Raw genomic sequence first — 18,156 nt, 5'->3', positions numbered from 1 at the left:
TCGCCTGTAACAATGGACGTTCTGCTTGCGGATGCCGATTTACCCAGGAGACGACCCACTCGCTTGATGGCATGTTCAGCGGGATGAACTTGTGCATTACCGTCCGTCAGAACCCCCCCCTACCTGTTATTTATGACAGTAGCCAATCCTCCCGCGCCAGGCCTTAAATCACTCCATCGTCCTTCACCGACCGGAGTGCCCTAACATGCTCATTCAGCCCCTGAAAAACCTGTCGCCCCTCGCCTTGCTCGAACCGGAAATACCCGGCGCCATTGCGCCGCAGCCGCCGGCTGACGAGTGGGGGATCAACTTCGCCGCCGCAAGGGGCAACTTTCCTGACAGGGGCCTGAAAGTCCAGATTCCGATCTGGTCGAACAAGAGCCTGCTCGACAAGGTCGAGTTGCTGCTCAACAACAACGTGGTCGCTCAAGCGACCATCACCGACCGCGCCGAACTGACTGAGCGCGCCACCCTGTTCGTTGACCCGGACAATCTGCAGACAGGGCCATGGACCCTGTCCTACCGGGTGACCCGGGCCCATCAGGCGCCCGAACCCTTCATCCCGCCGCTCAAGCTCTACGTCAAACTCGACTTGCCCGGCGGCCAGGACACGGACCCGAACTATGGGCACTCCAACCTGTCCATGGCGTTCGAACCGCCGGAGATCGTCCAGATCGGCGTGGACAAGGACAGCGCCAAAAACGGCGTGGACATCCTCATCCTGGGCAAACCCGGCAGCGGCACCGACGAGCCCTACGAAAACATCGCCGTAGGTGATGTGATCACGGCGAGCTGGGGCGGCAAGCTGCGGCGGTCCGAGCCGGTCACCCAGGCGCAGATCGACACCCCTGCGACCCACCCGATCAAGGTGCACATCGACGGAACCACCATTCTGGCGGCCGGCGATTCAGGCATTGAAGGCCTGTCCGTTACCTACATGATCCGTGACCGGGTACTCAACCAGTCCGAAGACTGGTGCAAGGAAGCGCGCATCGTCGTTGACACCGGCAACTCGAGGCTGGATGCACCGATTCTCCAGCAAGCCGACGGCAACGTGCTTGACCTGGACACGCTGGGCGATGAAAAGTTGATTTTGCAGGTCTGGGCGGCGTCGACCGAGTTCCAGCAAAACGATGTGATCATCATGAACCTCAGGGGCACCACCCTTGACGGTGAAGCCATCGACGTCAAGGTTCGCCAACCCATCGAGAAAACACCGCCCCTGGTGGTCAAGGTGCTGCTGTCCAACGCTGGCGCCCGCGCACTGGCAAAAACCCAGGGGATGTTTTCCTACGAACTGGAGCGCGGCGGCACCCTCATTCAGCGCTCAAAAGGTCGCTTCATCAACATCGTCGGCGAACCCAAACGCCTGGCGGCGCCCATTGCCGAGGACGAACAGAACGGCGCCCTCGACCCTGACCTGCCGAGCATCCGCATCCGGATTCCGTATGATTCGCTCATCACGCCCGATAATGCGATCGAACTCAAATGGTTCGGCAGCCGGCCCGACGGCACCTCCTACGACCCAGCCCTGGAGTGGTATTTTCCCAGCACCCAGGAAGCCGAGAATCCCCAGGGTTTCCTCATTACCGTCGAGGGCAAACACCTTGAGTCCCTCAAAGGCGGCACCCTGGATCTGTCGTACAACCTGCTCAGCGATGAAGGCGGCACCATCGTCCGCCGACCGTCCCTGCACGCCGCGCGGCTGAACGTCGGCGAGCCACAGTTCGAACTGGTCAAACCCATCGTCCTCGGCGAGAAGGACGGTGCGCTGGAACCCAAGGACTTGCCCGGCGGCGTCAGCAAACTGACCGCGCCGCGGCCCGTCGCCACCCCGACCAAATCCGGAGATATCGTCACCTACACGTGGATCGGCGAGCTCAGCGGTACCAAGGAGGACTCGATTACCCTCAACGCACTCTCCAAAGACAAGGACGTGAACTTCACCCTCAACGCTGCATTTGTCGCCGAGCATATTGAGCCGAACCGCGGAAAGAAGGTGACGGTGCATTACCGGATCTGGCGGGCCGAGACGAATACAACCAGTCGTTCGAATCCGTTGGAATTTGTGGTGGGTGAAGCGATATCGCTAGATCCGCCGATCATCGACTCGGTGAAAGGCTCGCCCAGTGGCGCCGAGATTCCCCATGGCACTAATACTGTGGAAACCGCGGTGACCCTGACCGGTACGGCCAGTAAAGGGCAGAAAGTCGAGATCCTCGACGGAGCCGCCAGCATGGGAGAGGCCACCGCTGATCCGGTCTCGGGCGTCTGGACCAAACAGGTGACAGGATTGAGTGTGGCGCAGCACAGCTTCACCGCCAAGGCGTTGTACGGCTCGGGGCAGCCTTCGGCACCGAGGACGCTGACCGTGACAGCGGTTGCTGCCCCCACCATCACCTCGGTGAAGGACGGCAAAGATCGCGAAATCCCGAACGGTGGCACCACCGTGGACACCACGGTGACGCTGACCGGCACGGCCAGCAAAGGGCTGAAAGTTGAAGTCCTGGATGGCACCACGTCCAAAGGCCAGCCCACCGCCGATGCGACAACGGGGATCTGGAGCTTGACAGTTTCCGAGCTCAGCGTGGGGGCGCACAGCTTTACCGCCAAGGCCCTGTATGGGACTGGGCTGGAGTCACCGGCCCGGACTTTCATTATTACCCCCGCACTGATCGTGGACACAACGCCACTTTCCTTGAGTGGCCGCCATATAGCTTTAGCCTTGACTGGTCAGAACGGGCCCGATACTTTTTTTATCCGTCACACTAACATCTCAGGTACTTTTGCCAAGCGCACCGCCCAGGGCGGAACCGCTCCTTACACCTACATATCATCCGCCCCCCACATCGCCTCCGTCGACAACGACGGGTTGATACACAGTCGTGGGAACGGCTCTGCCATCATCACAATCCTAGACAGCCTCGGCATATCCGCCCGAATAAACGTATCCTGCAGCAATGTCATAATCCTCCACTACGAAGGATCGAGAGTGATGAGCCACACCCAAATCGTGGCGAGGATGCGTTCCCAAGGAGGTATACCGCTTGCCACCCGCTCCGACCCCCAACACTTCACACTCTTCACCTCTGAATATAAAGTTAGACTTGGCAGTGACTTTCAACCTGCCTTCACATGCGACCCGAACACTTGGTTCGTCCCCGAAAACCCATCTGCTGGTTTACAAGCACACTATGAGTCGACAGGGATCCAGCCGTCTGGGGAGACCATGAACCTGATTCCAAATCGTTGGGTATTCATACCCGCAACCAATTTCACGTATCTGAGAGGTGGTGCCTACCTGATTTTGCCCTGACTCTCCCGATCCTTACCCATATCGAGCAGCCCATCCACCGTTCTCCTGTCGGACTCGGTGGAGGGCAAATCCCCCCCTGCTTGATCGCAGTTCACCCCGACGGCCGTGCCTACGTCGTCAATTTTCATGACAACTCAGTCTCCGTAATTGTCAGCAATTAAACCGACAACGACGGCGGCGTGCCAGTCGGTCAGTGTCCTTGATTTCTGGCCGGCTAACCGTACTCAAAACGCAGACCGGGGGGGGGGGGACAGCACCTGAGGAGTCCTCGCCATCTATCCAAGCCCTGCGCCTGATAATGCACCTCACCGCGAAGGGCTTGTTCCGCTTTTTCCAGGGCAGCTCAAAGCCGCGCCGCTCCGTCAATGCTCCAGACCCAGGCGCCAAAGCGAGAGCACTCTTTTGCATTTAACACCTGCTCTGAAAGCGCTGTTCATGACTACCAGCTTTATGTACCAACGGAGGTTTTAACGAGCCAGCAAGGCTCGCAATATGACCCCATAGAACAATGGGCGCTCTGCTTGCAGAGGCCAATACCCAGCAGACAATACACTCGCTTGATGGCAGTTGAGGGGATGAGTTTGTGTTGGAGCAGCAATGATTGAGAGCATGACTGGCTGCCTCACACGACCGCCCGTCTGAATCTACCCCTCACCTGTTATTTATGACAGTAGCCACCGCCCCAGCTTCGGACTTTAATCACTCCGTCCCCCCCAGATTGGAGTCTTCACCATGCTCATCCAACGTCCAAAAAACACCGCAATCCCTGACCACACCCTTGGCGAAGCGCAAGGAAAACCGTTTGGCCCGGCCAAAGTACAGGAAGCAGTTGATGACGTACTCGACCCGGCCAACACGCCAAACGGCGCTACCGTCGAGATTCCCACCCCTCCCAAGAATGCCGAGCTTATCCAAATATGGTGGCTCAGCGATGACGGTGTCGTCGATGTGTTAGAGCACAAATTCATCAGCGAAGACGACAAGGGTAAACCAGTCGAATTCCGGATTAGTAATGAAATCGTGATGGCCAGTTTGAACAAGGCCGTGACCATCAGTTATGAGATTAGGTTGTTCGAGAATGACAAGGTGGTGTCAGGCGAGGATTACAAACTGCGTGTGGAGTCGCAAGCGTTCAAGTTTGGCCCGGCAAAAGTACAGGAAGCAGTTGATGACGTACTCGACCCGGCCAACGCGCCAAACGGCGCTACCGTCGAGATTCCCCCCCCTCCCGAGAATGCCGAGCTTATCCAAATATGGTGGCTCAGCGATGACGGTGTCGTCGATGTGTTAGAGCACAAATTCATCAGCGAAGACGACAAGGGTAAACCAGTCGAATTCCGGATTAGTAACGAAATCGTGATGGCCAGTTTGAACAAGGCCGTGACCATCAGTTATGAGATTAGGTTGTTCGAGAATGACAAGGGGGTGTCAGGCGAGGATTACAAACTGCGTGTGGAGTCGCAAGCGTTCAAGTTTGGCCCGGCAAAAGTACAGGAAGCAGTTGATGACGTACTCGACCCGGCCAACGCGCCAAACGGCGCTACCGTCGAGATTCCTTTCAACAGTTCCGTGAATGCTGGCGATTCTATTCAAATATGGTGGCTCAGCGATGACGGTGTCGTCGATGAGTTAGTTTACAAAACCATCGACGAAGACAACAAGGGTAAACCGATCGAATTCCAGATTAGTAACGAAATCGTGATGCTCTGTTTGAACCAGACCGTGACCATCAGTTATGACGTTATTTTGCTCGAGGGTGGCGGGGGGCCAGGCGAGATTTACAAACTGCGTGTGGAGTCGCAAGCGTTCAAGTTTGGCCCGGCAAAAGTACAGGAAGCAGTTGATGACGTACTCGACCCGGCCAACGCGCCAAACGGCGCTACCGTCGAGATTCCTTTCAACAGTTCCGTGAATGCTGGCGATTCTATTCAAATATGGTGGCTCAGCGATGACGGTGTCGCCGATGAGTTAGTTCACAAAATCATCGACGAAGACAACAAGGGTAAACCGATCGAATTCCAGATCAGTAACGAAATCGTGATGCTCTGTTTGAACCAGACCGTGACCATCAGTTATGACGTTATTTTGCTCGAGGGTGGCGGGGGGCCAGGCGAGATTTACAAACTGCGGGTGGAGTCGCAAGCGTTCAAGTTGCCTGCCGCCACCTTTAAGGAGGCTACCTGATCTGGTCAGGTTAATCTGACCAAATCCAGGGACAGGACCACGATATCAATCGTGGTCTGTCGCTTCATGCCCTGAGGGTGCAGCAGGTATCAACCAAAAAAAACGGGCCTCCTCTGAGGTCGCCCGTTTTTGTTTATCACGCCATCTGCGCCCGCAACCGTCACCCAATCATGTCCATCAGATCGCAGCCGTCGCGCAGAGGGACAATAAAAAACCCGCCACCCCTTTCGCAGGAATGGCGGGCTTTGTCGTTACTGCCTTCAGATCACACGGTATCCACCTTCAACGAATGATCATTCAACATCCCGTTGATAATCGTCGCCGTATCGTGCCCATCGGCAATCACCCCACCCGCCCCCGGCGTTACGCCGTAATGGCTGGCCAGGTTCACACCCGCCAGGTCGATGGTCTGGTTCGGCGCGGCGCCCGCCATGGCGCTGACGTCGATGCTGGTGACCAGTGATTCGCCGCTGCCGGTGACTTTGAAGTGCAGGTAATCATCCAGCGATGCCGCGGTGCTGTTTTCCCCTTGCAGCAGTTGCGACAGGTCGAGTTTGTCGATGCCCGGCGTGAAGTCGGTGACCACGTCGTGGCCGCTGTTGCCTTTGAGCCACTGGAAAGTGTCGGCACCGCTGCCGCCGGTGAGGGTGTTGTTGCCCAGGCCGCCAATGAGGAAGTCGTCGCCGTCCCCACCGTTGAGCATGTCGTTACCCAAGCCGCCGTTGATGATGTTGCTGTGGTTGTCGCCGGTGAGGCTGTCGTTGAAATTTGAACCGGTCAGGTTTTCGATCGCCGTCAGGGTGTCGGTCCCGGCGCCCGCCGTGTTCTGCGCACCCAGCACGCCCAGATTGACCGTAACCCCGGCCGTGGCGTGGGCATAGCTCGCGGTGTCGACGCCGGTGCCGCCGTCGAGCAGGTCGTTGCCCGCACCGCTGTACAGCAAGTCGTTGCCGGCGTCGCCGTGCATTTCGTTGTTGCCGGAACCGGCTGTGAGTACGTCGTTACCGTCGCCGGCATTGATCACATTGTTACCCGGGCCCGCCACCAGTACATCGTCGCCCGCCGTGCCGGTGAGGGTGTGGCCATCCTGATAGGTGATGGTTACGGCACCGCTGTCGCTGCCGCCATGGCTGTCGTTGGCGGCATAGGTGCCGTGGGCATCTGGCGTGATGTCGTGGGCTCCGGCGTAGTCGACGGTCATGGTCAACTGGTAGTTTTCCGCCCCATTCCCGCTGTTGCCCGGGCCAGGGTTGTCGATGTTGGTAATGTGGATCTGGTAGGTGCTGTCCGACGTTGCGGTGAGGGTTTGCCCGTCCGCGAGGGTGATCCATGCGCCGCCGTTGATTGAGTACTCCATGGCGACATGATCGGCCGGCAGATTGTGATCCAGGTTAAGGGTTTCACCCTGTTTGAGGTCGATGGTGATGCGGTCCTCAGCGTATGTGTTGTTGACCGGTCCCAGCGCCCCGCTGACGACCAACACCGCCGTCATGGCTGTCGTGTTGGCGACGAATGCACTGCGGGCGAGGGTCACCGCCTGCTCGTTACCGCCGGTGAAGCTGAAGTTTTGATTGGTGCCGGTGAAGTCCGCGCCTTTGGCAATCCAGCCGGTATTGAATGAGGTCGGCGATGCAGTGAGCGGATCCTTATCCGCATCGGTGTCATTGGCCAGCAGCAACTCCTCCGGTACCACGATGTGGTCCGACAGCACGTTGGTGATGATGTGGTCATCGACTGCCACGGGTGGCGCGTTCGCAATGACTGGGGCCTGGTCGCCGCCGTTGTCGATGATGCAGCTATTGTTCACGTCGATGGTGATGGTGGTGGTCCGCTCGTCGCCATCGCCATCGCGCAAGGTGTAGGTGAACACGTCGGTCGCACCGGGACCGTTCACGGCGTCCGGGTTGCTGTGGTAGACCGCGTTGCCCGCGGCATCCAGCGTCAGGTAACCGTAGGTGCCATTGATCTGGCTGTTCAGGCCGCCGATGGCCGAGGTCGAGGTGTCGGAACCGGCACGCACGCCGACCACCCCACCTCCATCGGCATCGCCGAAGTCGTTCGCCAGCACATTGCCGCTGACGATGCCGCCCTCCACTACCGAGGCCGCGTCGGGGTTGGCGGTCGGCAGGTCATCGACGATGTTGACCACGATGGTGCTGGTGGTGGAATGACCCAGGGCGTCGGTAGCTTGGTAGGTGAAACTTTCGCTCAGGGTGTTATCGCCATCGTTGGCGTGCGGCGTGGTGCTTGGCGCCGACGTCAGCGTGTAGGTGTAGGAGCCATCGGGATTGAGGAGGATTTGGCCATAGGTGCCAGTGGCGCTGCCGACCAGGGTGTAGGTGATTGCGCCGACCGCGCCGCTGACCGAACCGACCAAGGTGCCACTGGCGGTTTCAGCCGTGAGGCCCGGCTGACTGCCGGTGACGGTGCCGGGCGCCAGATCCTGGCCGTCCTGGTTCAGGTCGAGGGCTTTTTCGTAGACGGTCACGTCGCTGTCGCTGACCGCCAGAATGCTGCTGTTGTGCACGTCGATGGTGATGGTGGTGGTGCTTTGGTCACCGTCGGCATCGCGCACGGTGTAGGTGAACGTGTCGGTCGCGCCGGGGTCGCTCACGGCGTTCGGATTGCTGTGGTAGACGGCGTTGCCGTTGGCGTCCAGCGTCAGGTAACCGTAGGTGCCATTGATCTGAGTGTTGAGGCCGCCAACGGCTGAGGTCGAGGTGTCGGAACCGGCACGCACACCGAGCACCGCGCCCCCGGCGGCGAGACCATCGGCGCCGCCGACGTCGTTCCACAACACGTTGCCGCTGACGATGCCGCCTTCGGCGACCGAAGCCTCGTCGGCATGAGCCGTCGGCAGGTCATCGACGATGTTGACCACGATGGTGCTGGTGGTGCTGTTGCCTAGGGCGTCGGTGGCTTGGTAGGTGAAGCTTTCGCTGAGGGTGTTCGGCCCGTCGTTGGTGTGCGGCGTGGTGCTGGCCGGCGAGGTCAGGGTGTAGGTGTAGGAGCCATCGGGATTGAGCAGGATTTGGCCGTAGGTGCCAGTGGCGCTGCCGACCAGGGTGTAGGTGATCGCGCCGGTGGCTCCAGTGACAGAGCCGACCAGCGTGCCACTGGCGGTTTCGCCGGTGTTGCCCGGCAGGCTGCCGGTAACGGTGCCGGGCGCCAGATCCTGGCCGTCCTGGTTCAGGTCGAGGGCTTTTTCGTAGACGGTCACGTCGCTGTCGCTGACCGCTCTGATACTGCAGTTGTGCACGTCGATGGTGATGGTGGTGGTGCTTTGGTCACCGTCGGCATCGCGCAGGGTGTAGGTGAACGTGTCCGTCGCGCCAGGGCCACTCACGGCGTTCGGGTTGCTGTGGTAGACGGCGTTGCCGTTGGCGTCCAGCGTCAGGTAACCGTAGGTGCCATTGATCTGGCTGTTGAGGCCGCCAACGGCTGAGGTCGAGGTGTCTGAACCGGCACGCACACCGAGCACCGCGCCCCCGGCGGCGAGGCCATCGGCACCGGCGACGTCGTTCCACAACACGTTGCCACTGACGATGCCGCCTTCGGCGACCGAAGCCTCATCGGCATGAGCCGTCGGCAGGTCATCGACGATGTTGACCACGATGGTGCTGGTGGTGCTGTTGCCTAGGGCGTCGGTGGCTTGGTAGGTGAAGCTTTCGCTGAGGGTGTTCGGCCCGTCGTTGGCGTGCGGCGTGGTGCTGGCCGGCGAGGTCAGGGTGTAGGTGTAGGAGCCATCGGGATTGAGCAGGATTTGCCCGTAGGTGCCAGTGGCGCTGCCGACCAGGGTGTAGGTGATCGCGCCGGTGGCTCCAGTGACAGAGCCGACCAGCGTGCCACTGGCGGTTTCGCCGGTGTTGCCCGGCAGGCTGCCGGTAACGGTGCCGGGCGCCAGATCCTGGCCGTCCTGGTTCAGGTCGAGGGCTTTTTCGTAGACGGTCACGTCGCTGTCGCTGACAGCCATGATGCAGCTGTTGTGCACGTCGATGGTGATGGTGGTGGTGCTTTGGTCACCGTCGGCATCGCGCACGGTGTAGGTGAACGTGTCCGTCGCGCCGGGGTCGCTCACGGCGTTCGGGTTGCTGTGGTAGACGGCGTTGCCGTTGGCGTCCAGCGTCAGGTAACCGTAGGTGCCATTGATCTGGCTGTTCAGGCCGCCGATGGCCGAGGTTGAGGTGTCGGAACCGGCACGCACGCCGAGCACCGCGCCCCCGGCGGCGAGGCCATCGGCGCCGCCGACGTCGTTCCACAACACGTTGCCGCTGACGGTGCCGCCCTCCGCGACCGAAGCCTCGTCGGCATGAGCCGTCGGCAGGTCATCGACGATGTTGACCACAATGGTGCTGGTGGTGCTGTTGCCCAGGGCATCGGTGGCTTGGTAGGTGAAACTTTCGCTCAGGGTGTTCGGCCCGTCGTTGGCATGCGGCGTGGTGCTGGCCGGCGACGTCAGGGTGTAGGTGTAGGAGCCATCGGGATTGAGCAGGATTTGCCCGTAGGTGCCGGTGGCGCTGCCGACCAGCGTGTAGGTGATCGCGCCGGTGGCACCAGTGACGGAGCCGACCAGCGTGCCACTGGCGGTTTCGCCGGTGTTGCCCGGCAGGCTGCCGGTGACGGTGCCGGGCGCCAGATCCTGGCCGTCCTGGTTCAGGTCGAGGGCTTTTTCGTAAACGGTCACGTCGCTGTCGCTGACAGCCATGATGCAGCTGTTGTGCACGTCGATGGTGATGGTGGTGGTGCTTTGGTCACCGTCGGCATCGCGCACGGTGTAGGTGAACGTGTCGGTCGCGCCAGGGTCGCTCACGGCATTCGGGTTGCTGTGGTAGACGGCGTTGCCGTTGGCGTCCAGCGTCAGGTAACCGTAGGTGCCATTGATCTGAGTGTTGAGGCCGCCGATGGCCGAGGTCGAGGTGTCGGAACCGGCACGCACACCGAGCACCGCGCCTCCGGCGGCGAGGCCATCGGCGCCGCCGACGTCGTTCCACAACACGTTGCCACTGACGATGCCGCCTTCGGCGACCGAAGCCTCGTCGGCATGAGCCGTCGGCAGGTCATCGACGATGTTGACCACGATGGTGCTGGTGGTGCTGTTGCCCAGGGCATCGGTGGCTTGGTAGGTGAAGCTTTCGCTCAGGGTGTTCGGCCCGTCGTTGGCATGCGGCGTGGTGCTGGCCGGCGACGTCAGGGTGTAGGTGTAGGAGCCATCGGGATTGAGCAGGATTTGCCCGTAGGTGCCGGTGGCGCTGCCGACCAGCGTGTAGGTGATCGCGCCGGTGGCACCAGTGACGGAGCCGACCAGCGTGCCACTGGCGGTTTCGCCGGTGTTGCCCGGCAGGCTGCCGGTGACGGTGCCGGGCGCCAGATCCTGGCCGTCCTGGTTCAGGTCGAGGGCTTTTTCGTAGACGGTCACGTCGCTGTCGCTGACCGCTCTGATACTGCAGTTATGCACGTCGATGGTGATGGTGGTGGTGCTTTGGTCTCCGTCGGCATCGCGCACGGTGTAGGTGAACGTGTCCGTCGCGCCAGGGCCACTCACGGCGTTCGGGTTGCTGTGGTATTCAGCGTTGCCGTTGGCGTCCAGCGTCAGGTAACCGTAGGTGCCATTGATCTGAGTGTTGAGGCCGCCAACGGCTGAGGTCGAGGTGTCGGAACCGGCACGCACGCCGAGCACCGCGCCCCCTGCGGCGGGGCCATCGGCACCGGCGACGTCGTTCCACAGCACGTTGCCGCTGACGATGCCGCCCTCCTCAACCGCGGTCGAGTCGGGGTTGGCGGTCGGCAGGTCATCGACGATGTTGACGTTGATTTGCCCGGTCGCCGAACTGCCGTCCGTATCGGTGGCGACGACGTCGAGATTCTCGGTGATGCTGTTGGCGCCGTCACCGGTCGGATGGGTTTCATTGTCGACGAGGGTGTAGCTGTAACTCACAACCCCCGTGGCCGGGTTGTAGCCGGTGACGGTCAGGGTGTTGCCCAACGGGGTAGTGATCGATTGCGGGAAGCCTGCGGCAACGCCACCGCTGATCACGTTGACCCCTGCGATGCTCAGGCTGGTCAGCCCGTCAGGAGCAGACACGCTGAACGTGCCGGTCTTGGTCAGTGCCTCTGGGTCGGGGGCCGAACCGTCGGCCAGGTTGGCCTCATTGACGGTCATTTCTCCCCCTGCTACCGACAGGCCGGTGAGGGTCACCGGATTGTTCGGCACATCAGGAACAATCGGTGTCACAGGAACAACAGGAACAACAGGAACATCCGGTGTCACAGGAAGAACGCCTGTCCCTCCTGAACCACCTGCACCATCCGAACCACCTGCACCACCTGCACCGCCTGCACCGCCTGCACCGTTATCGCCGTTGTCCGGGTTTCCGGCCAGCCGCCCCAGGGGAAATTCGGGAATGCCGTTGAAGCCTGCGGTAGGAAAACCAATCGTCGGATCGACCCGCCCGCCCACCTCTTCAAGCATGACAAACGAGTGGCCGCCGCCCAGTGCACCAGGTGCGCCGGTCGAACCCGGTCCGGCCGCCGTAGCTTCAGCAGTCTGGGTCGGGTCATCGCCGGCAGCGATCGCTTTTTGCAGTTGTTCGACATCGGTCAGTTGCGCTTGAGTCGGTGTCACCGCTTCAGCGGTGTCTACATGAGGTGCCTGATTCGCGAGTAACTGAGGCGTCATCTCCATACTGCTGCCACGCCCAAGTGTCAGTTCCTGGCCATTGTGCAGATGAACCGCCACCGCGCCTTCGGCCCCGGTGACCAGTTGATCGCCGGCGAATAACCGGTCCCCCTCGACCAGCGCGCGTCGGGTGCCATCGCCCGCAACCGCGAACACCTGACCAATGACCTTACTGACAATACCGATGAGCGTAGCCATGTGCACTTCCTCCGCTGCCAACCGCTGTCGGCATCCTGTTTTTGCGAAGAACGTGCTCATGGCTTCAACGGGTTGCCTGGCGGAATCGCCTGCTGGCAGCGGTTACTTCAAGTAAGCCGCTGCCCTGGCGCCGTTCTCGCCAAGCGTGCCGCTCGCGGGCAACGTGTCTGCTGCGGGATAAAAACCCTCTGCAATCAATGGCATCGGGATCCACTTTCGCAATACGTCACCCTTTGAGCGATGCGTAACGGCTTTGATCCACCAAGGTGACAAAAAACCGTCACCTTAAAACCGTCCGCTTCCCTCCCCTCCAGCACTTCCCCGCCCTATGTCGATATGTGGTCTGGAACTTTCCTCAAGCCCCGCCGAGCGCCATAACGCTCGTAAATCAAGGGCTTTCGGAGTGAACAATGTGCTGGATTTTGCAGAGCGCATAAGTTTTTTTTGGCATAAGCCTTATGAAAAATTCTTCTATGGTTTTCCCTAGAATGTTCTTAGCTGTGTTGTTACAAGCATGAAACGGTTTTCACTATAAATGCCGTCAAATATTTGGCGACTAATAAGCACCATTAGGAATCAGGGAGAGGCACCCATGCGCGTATTAACCCCCCTCTGCAGCGCAATTCTGCTGGCCATGGCCTGCGCTTCTCAGGCTCAAGCCATGTCATTGACGGAGGCAATCCAGAGCACCATCGCGACCCACCCGGAGCTGGCGTCTCGAGTGGACAGCCGCCTCTCGGCCGATGAACAAGTGAAAGTCGCCAAGGGAGGATTTTATCCATCGGTTGATCTGAATGCCGCCTACGGGCGCGGGTACAGCGATAACACCAACACCCGGGCATTAGGTAATCACCACACCGAAATTCTGACCTACACCCAATCGGAATTGCGTCTGCGGCAGATGCTCTTCGATGGTTTCAACACCTCGAACGAAGTCCAGCGCACTAAAGGCGTGGTCAACTCCCGGGCCTATTACGCGCAGGGCACCGCTCAGGATCTGGCCCTGCGCACCATCGAGGTCTACCTCGAAGTGCTCAAGCGCCGCGAACTGGTGACTTTGGCCACGAACAATCTGCAAGCTCACATGCGGGTCAACGATCAGATCGGTCTGCGCACCCAGCGTGGTATCGGCAGCACCGCCGACTCCGACCAGTCCGTCGCTCGCCGGGCACTGGCACAAAACAACCTCGATACCGCTGAAGTCGATCTGGCGGATGCCGAGTCGAACTTCTACGCCGTCGTGGGGCGCCTGCCCGATGAACTCGAAGCCCCGCCCTCGACCCGCGGCGAACTGCCCGCCACCCTGCAGGAAGCCCAGCAAAGCATGGTGGAAAACAACCCGTACCTGAAATCCGCCCAGGCCGATGTGCAATCGGCCGAGAGCCAGTACGAAGTTGCCAAGTCGCCGTTCTACCCTCGCTTCGACGCCGAAGCCGCCGTGGGTGCGAACAACAACGTGCAGGGCGATGAAGGCCACGACAACGAATGGCGAGTCGGCATAGTGATGAACTACAACCTGTTCCGCGGTGGCAGCGACAAGGCTCGCCTGGCCTCCGATGCGCACCTGATCAACCAGGCGATGGACGTCCGCAACAATGCCCTGCGCCAACTCAACGAGAACATTCACCTGGCCTGGAACGCCATGGTCAATGCCAAGAAACAAACCCCGACCGCCCGCGAATACGCGGACACCAGCCGACGCGTGCGCGTGGCCTATCAGGACCAGTTCGGCCTCGGCCAACGCACCCTGCTCGACCTGCTGGACAGTGAAAACGAGCTCTACAACGCCAACCGCCGCTACACCGAAGTGCGCTACACCGAGGAGTTCTCGATGTACCGCGTGCTGGCGAACATGGGGCAGTTGCTGAGCAAACAACGAGTGGTGTTGCCCGCCGATGCGATCGCCTCCACGGAAGTAAAAAACGAAGCCCGTTTGCCTGAACTGAAGTAGGCCTGTGGAGAGATCAATGTGACCAGCATGGAATCCGGCAACATCGGTGTCGATCCGCGTCTGAGCTTCGATGACCCGCTTCTGGACGGTCTGTTGATCCTCTGCAAACTCCACGGCGCGACGGTCAGTCGCGCCAGCCTGAGCGCCGGACTGCCCCTGAACAAACAACGCTTGAGCCTGGACCTGCTGCCTCGCGCAGCGGCCCGGGCCAGTTTGCAGGCGCGATTGCTGCGCCGTGATCTGGCGGACATTTCCGTCCTCAACCTGCCTGTAATGCTAATCCTCAACAACGGCCGTACGGCCATTCTGCGACGCATCGGCGATGACGGGCAGTTGTTGATATTGCCCAGCGAAGCCGACGGCGGCGAACAATGGGTCAGCACGGACGAACTGACCGAAAATTACAGTGGCCAGGCCTTGTTCGCGCGGCCACGGCATGAACTCGAAGACCTGCGTTCGCCGCTGGTGCCGCGGGTTGAGGCGTGGTTTCGCGACACCTTGAAGCTGTCGAAGTGGCTGTACAGCGACGCAATTCTGGCGAGTTTTCTGATTAACCTGCTGGGGCTGATGGTGCCGCTGTTCGTCATGCAGACCTACGACCGGGTGGTGCCGAACCAGGCCACGTCGACGTTGTGGGTGCTGTCCATCGGCTTGCTGATCGGCACCGGTTTCGAACTGGTCTTGCGGGTGGTGCGCGCGCACCTGCTGGACACCGCCGGGAAGAAAACCGACGTGATCCTTTCGGCCACGCTGTTTGAACGCATCACTGGCATGTCGATGAAAGCGCGGCCGGCGACCATTGGTGGTTTCGCCCAAAGCATCCATGACTTCCAGGGCCTGCGGGAATTCCTCACCGCCGTAACGCTGACGAGCCTGATCGACCTGCCCTTTGCCGTGCTGATGCTGGTGGTGATCGGCCTGCTCGGCGGCTGGCTGGTGGTGATTCCGTTACTGGCGTTTCCGATCACGATCCTCTTCGCGATGGTGATCCAGGTGCGCCTGCGCGATACCGTACAGAAAAGCCTGACCCTCGGCGCCGAACGCCAGGCGCTGCTGATCGAAACCCTCGGCGGCCTGGAAACCCTCAAGGCGTGCAGCGCCGAAAGCGAACGCCAGCACAAATGGGAAAGCACCCACGGCGCCCTCACCCGCCTCGACAGCCATGCGCGCAACCTCTCGGCGCTGGCCACCAACGGCACGCTGTTCATCCAGCAATTCTGTGGCATGGCGACCATCGTCGCCGGGGTCTACAGCATCATCGCCGGCAACCTCAGCGTCGGCGCGCTGGTCGCGACCTACATGCTTGGCAGCCGGGTACTCGCGCCGCTGGGGCAGATTGCCGGTTTGATCACACGCTATCAGCAAGCGCAACTGACCATGAAAAGCACCGATGCGCTGATGTCCTTGCCCCAGGAACGCGACGCCAAACAACGGCCGCTTGAACGCACGCAACTGCAAGGTGCGATAGACGTCAGCAGCGTGACGTTCCACTACAACGGCCAGAACGCTCCGGCGCTGGCCAACATCAGCTTCAGCGTGAAACCCGGTGAGCGGATCGGCATCATCGGTCGCAGCGGCTCTGGCAAAAGTACGCTGGCGCGGCTGGTCATGGGTTTCTACGCGCCGGAAGAAGGCCAGCTGCTGCTCGATGGCCTGGACCTGCGGCAACTGGACGTCGCCGACCTGCGTCAGCAAATCGGTTACGTCGCCCATGACCTGCCGCTGTTGGCCGGCAGCCTGCGCGACAACCTGACCCTCGGCGCACGCTACATCAGCGATTCACGGATGCTCGAAGTCGCCGAACTGACCGGTGTCACCGAGCTGGCGCGTCAGCATCCGCAAGGCTTCGACCGGCCAGTGGGTGAACGCGGACAACTGCTGTCCGGCGGGCAACGCCAGGCGGTGTTGCTGGCCCGCGCCTTGTTGCTGGATCCGCCGATCATGTTGTTCGACGAACCCACCAGCGCCATGGACAACAGCAGCGAAGACATCCTGCGGCAAAAACTCCATCGTTGGGTCCAGGGCAAAACCCTGTTGCTGGTGACCCACCGTACCTCGATGCTCAGCCTGGTGGATCGCCTGGTGGTGCTGGACAACGGGCGGATCGTCGCCGACGGTCCGAAAGAAGTGGTCATCGATGCACTGCGCAAGGGCCGTGTCGGCTCTGCGGCTGTCTAGGAGCTAGCCATGGCCCGTTCATCATCCGACACCTCGTCCAATTCGAAGCCGCGCGGCTACTTCAGCAGTTTCAGCAAAAGCGCCGAAAGCGAATTCATGCCGGAAACCGCCGGCGCCTCGTTGCAGGACTCACCACGCTGGTCGCGGATCACCGTGTGGCTGGCGGCTGCGCTGATTATCACGGCGGTGGTCTGGGCCAAGTTCGCGGTGCTGCAGGAAGTGACCATGGGCGAAGGCAAGGCGATCCCGTCGAGCAAGATCCAAGTGATCCAGAACCTGGAGGGCGGCATCGTCACTGAGATTTTCGTTCGCGAGGGGCAAATGGTGAACAAGGGCGACACCTTACTGCGCCTCGATGACACTCGATTTCTGTCGAACAAGGGCGAAAGCGAGGCGGATCGCTATGCACTGACGGCGCAGGTCGAACGTCTGTCGGCCGAGGCGGAAGGCCGGCCGTTCAAACTGTCCCCCGAAGTGATCGCCAAGGCGCCGCAAGTGGCCGAGGACGAACGCTCGCTGTACGAACAACGGCAACGTCGACTGGCCAGCGAACAGCGCACCTTGAGTGAGCAACTTCGGCAAAAATCCCAGGAACTGGCAGAGTTCCGCTCCAAACAGGGCCAATTCAGTTCAAGCCTGGCGTTGCTGCAGCAAGAAATGAACATGTCCACGCCGCTGGTGGGCACCGGGGCGGTTTCGCCGGTGGAGATTTTGCGACTCAAACGCAGCGCGGTGGAGATTCGCGGTTCATTGAACGCCACGACCCTGGCGATTCCCCGTGCGGAATCGGCGATCAATGAGATCAAAAGCAAGATTGATGAGTCCGAACAATCCTTCCGCTCCGACGCGGCGAAGGAGCTCAATGAAAAACGCACTGATCTGTCGAAAATCACCGCAACGAGCATTGCTATCGATGACCGAGTGACCCGCACCACGGTGGTGTCGCCGGTTCACGGGATTATCAAAGTGCTGAAGGTCAACACCATCGGCGGCGTGGTCCAGCCGGGCAGCGACATGGTGGAAATCGTGCCCATCGAAGACAACTTGCTGATCGAAGCCAAGGTCCGGCCGCAGGACGTGGCGTTTCTGCACCCGGGGCAGAAAGCGATGGTCAAGTTCAGTGCTTACGACTACACAATTTATGGGGGGTTGAGTGCGAAGCTGGAGTTGATTGGGGCGGACACGATTACGGACGACAAGGGCAACAGCTTCTACCTGATTCAGGTGAGGACGGATAAGAATCACTTGGGCGGGGATGTGAAACCGTTGCTGATCATTCCGGGAATGGTGGCGACGGTGGACATCATCACCGGGGAGAAAAGCGTGCTGGATTACTTGCTTAAACCCGTGCTTAAAGCCCGGACCGAGGCGATGCGCGAACGTTAGTCTCTGGCCGGGATTTTCTGTGATTGTTCTACCGCTATCGCGAGCAGGCTCGCTCCCACAGTGGATCGCATTTCTCCTGGAGGAACTCGGTCAACTGTGGGAGATAGTTTCTGCTGGGATTTTCTGTGATTGTTCTACCGTCTTCGCGAGCAAGCCCGCTCCCACAGTGGATCGCATTTCTCCTGGAGGAACTCGGTCAACTGTGGGAGATAGTTTCTGCTGGGATTTTCTGTGATTGTTCTACCGCTATCGCGAGCAGGCTCGCTC

The 18,156-nt window shown here is 60.4% G+C and carries 6 protein-coding genes; 5 read left to right on the top strand and 1 reads right to left on the bottom strand.

Going from position 1 to position 18,156, the window contains the following annotated elements; genetic code table 11:
* Positions 1 to 205: 205 nt before the first annotated feature.
* Positions 206 to 3,316: an Ig-like domain-containing protein gene (locus DFS28_RS24560; RefSeq protein ID WP_111451820.1), complete on the top strand. Its 3,111-nt coding sequence runs from the start codon at positions 206 to 208 to the stop codon at positions 3,314 to 3,316.
* A gap of 732 nt (positions 3,317 to 4,048) precedes the next feature.
* On the top strand, positions 4,049 to 5,500 hold the full coding sequence (locus DFS28_RS24555) for a hypothetical protein (RefSeq protein WP_111451819.1): 1,452 nt from the start codon (positions 4,049 to 4,051) through the stop codon (positions 5,498 to 5,500).
* Between the two features lie 265 nt (positions 5,501 to 5,765).
* On the opposite strand, the gene DFS28_RS24550 is transcribed toward DFS28_RS24555, so the two are convergent.
* Complete coding sequence (locus DFS28_RS24550) at positions 5,766 to 12,374, bottom strand: retention module-containing protein (protein WP_111451818.1); 6,609 nt, start codon at positions 12,372 to 12,374, stop codon at positions 5,766 to 5,768.
* Between the two features lie 592 nt (positions 12,375 to 12,966).
* Between DFS28_RS24550 and DFS28_RS24545 the strand changes: the two genes are divergently transcribed.
* Genes DFS28_RS24545 through DFS28_RS24535 form a run of 3 tightly spaced genes read left to right on the top strand, consistent with a single transcriptional unit; the run spans position 12,967 to position 17,889 of the window.
* The gene (locus DFS28_RS24545) at positions 12,967 to 14,325 is read left to right on the top strand and encodes a TolC family outer membrane protein (protein WP_111451817.1); all 1,359 of its coding nucleotides are present in this window, start codon (positions 12,967 to 12,969) and stop codon (positions 14,323 to 14,325) included.
* 18 nt (positions 14,326 to 14,343) lie between these two features.
* Positions 14,344 to 16,503 carry a type I secretion system permease/ATPase gene (locus tag DFS28_RS24540; protein WP_111451816.1) on the top strand — a complete coding sequence of 720 codons (2,160 nt, stop codon included), beginning with the start codon at positions 14,344 to 14,346 and terminating at the stop codon, positions 16,501 to 16,503.
* 9 nt (positions 16,504 to 16,512) lie between these two features.
* Entirely contained in the window at positions 16,513 to 17,889 is a 1,377-nt protein-coding gene (locus DFS28_RS24535) for an HlyD family type I secretion periplasmic adaptor subunit (protein WP_008153231.1), read from the top strand.
* Positions 17,890 to 18,156: the final 267 nt, after the last annotated feature.

Origin of the sequence: Pseudomonas sp. 478 (genome assembly GCF_003254125.1) — a bacterium.
GTDB lineage: Bacteria > Pseudomonadota > Gammaproteobacteria > Pseudomonadales > Pseudomonadaceae > Aquipseudomonas.
The sequence above is the reverse complement of the archived record's forward strand: the minus strand, read 5'-3'. Positions and strand labels throughout refer to the sequence as shown.

Excerpts from the sequence above, each read along its gene's own strand:
- DFS28_RS24560 (WP_111451820.1), top strand. The coding sequence starts at position 206 with ATGCTCATTCAGCCCCTGAAAAACCTGTCGCCCCTCGCCTTGCTCGAA.
- DFS28_RS24550 (WP_111451818.1), bottom strand. The coding sequence starts at position 12,374 with ATGGCTACGCTCATCGGTATTGTCAGTAAGGTCATTGGTCAGGTGTTC.
- DFS28_RS24545 (WP_111451817.1), top strand. The coding sequence starts at position 12,967 with ATGCGCGTATTAACCCCCCTCTGCAGCGCAATTCTGCTGGCCATGGCC.
- DFS28_RS24535 (WP_008153231.1), top strand. The coding sequence starts at position 16,513 with ATGGCCCGTTCATCATCCGACACCTCGTCCAATTCGAAGCCGCGCGGC.
- DFS28_RS24555 (WP_111451819.1), top strand. The coding sequence starts at position 4,049 with ATGCTCATCCAACGTCCAAAAAACACCGCAATCCCTGACCACACCCTT.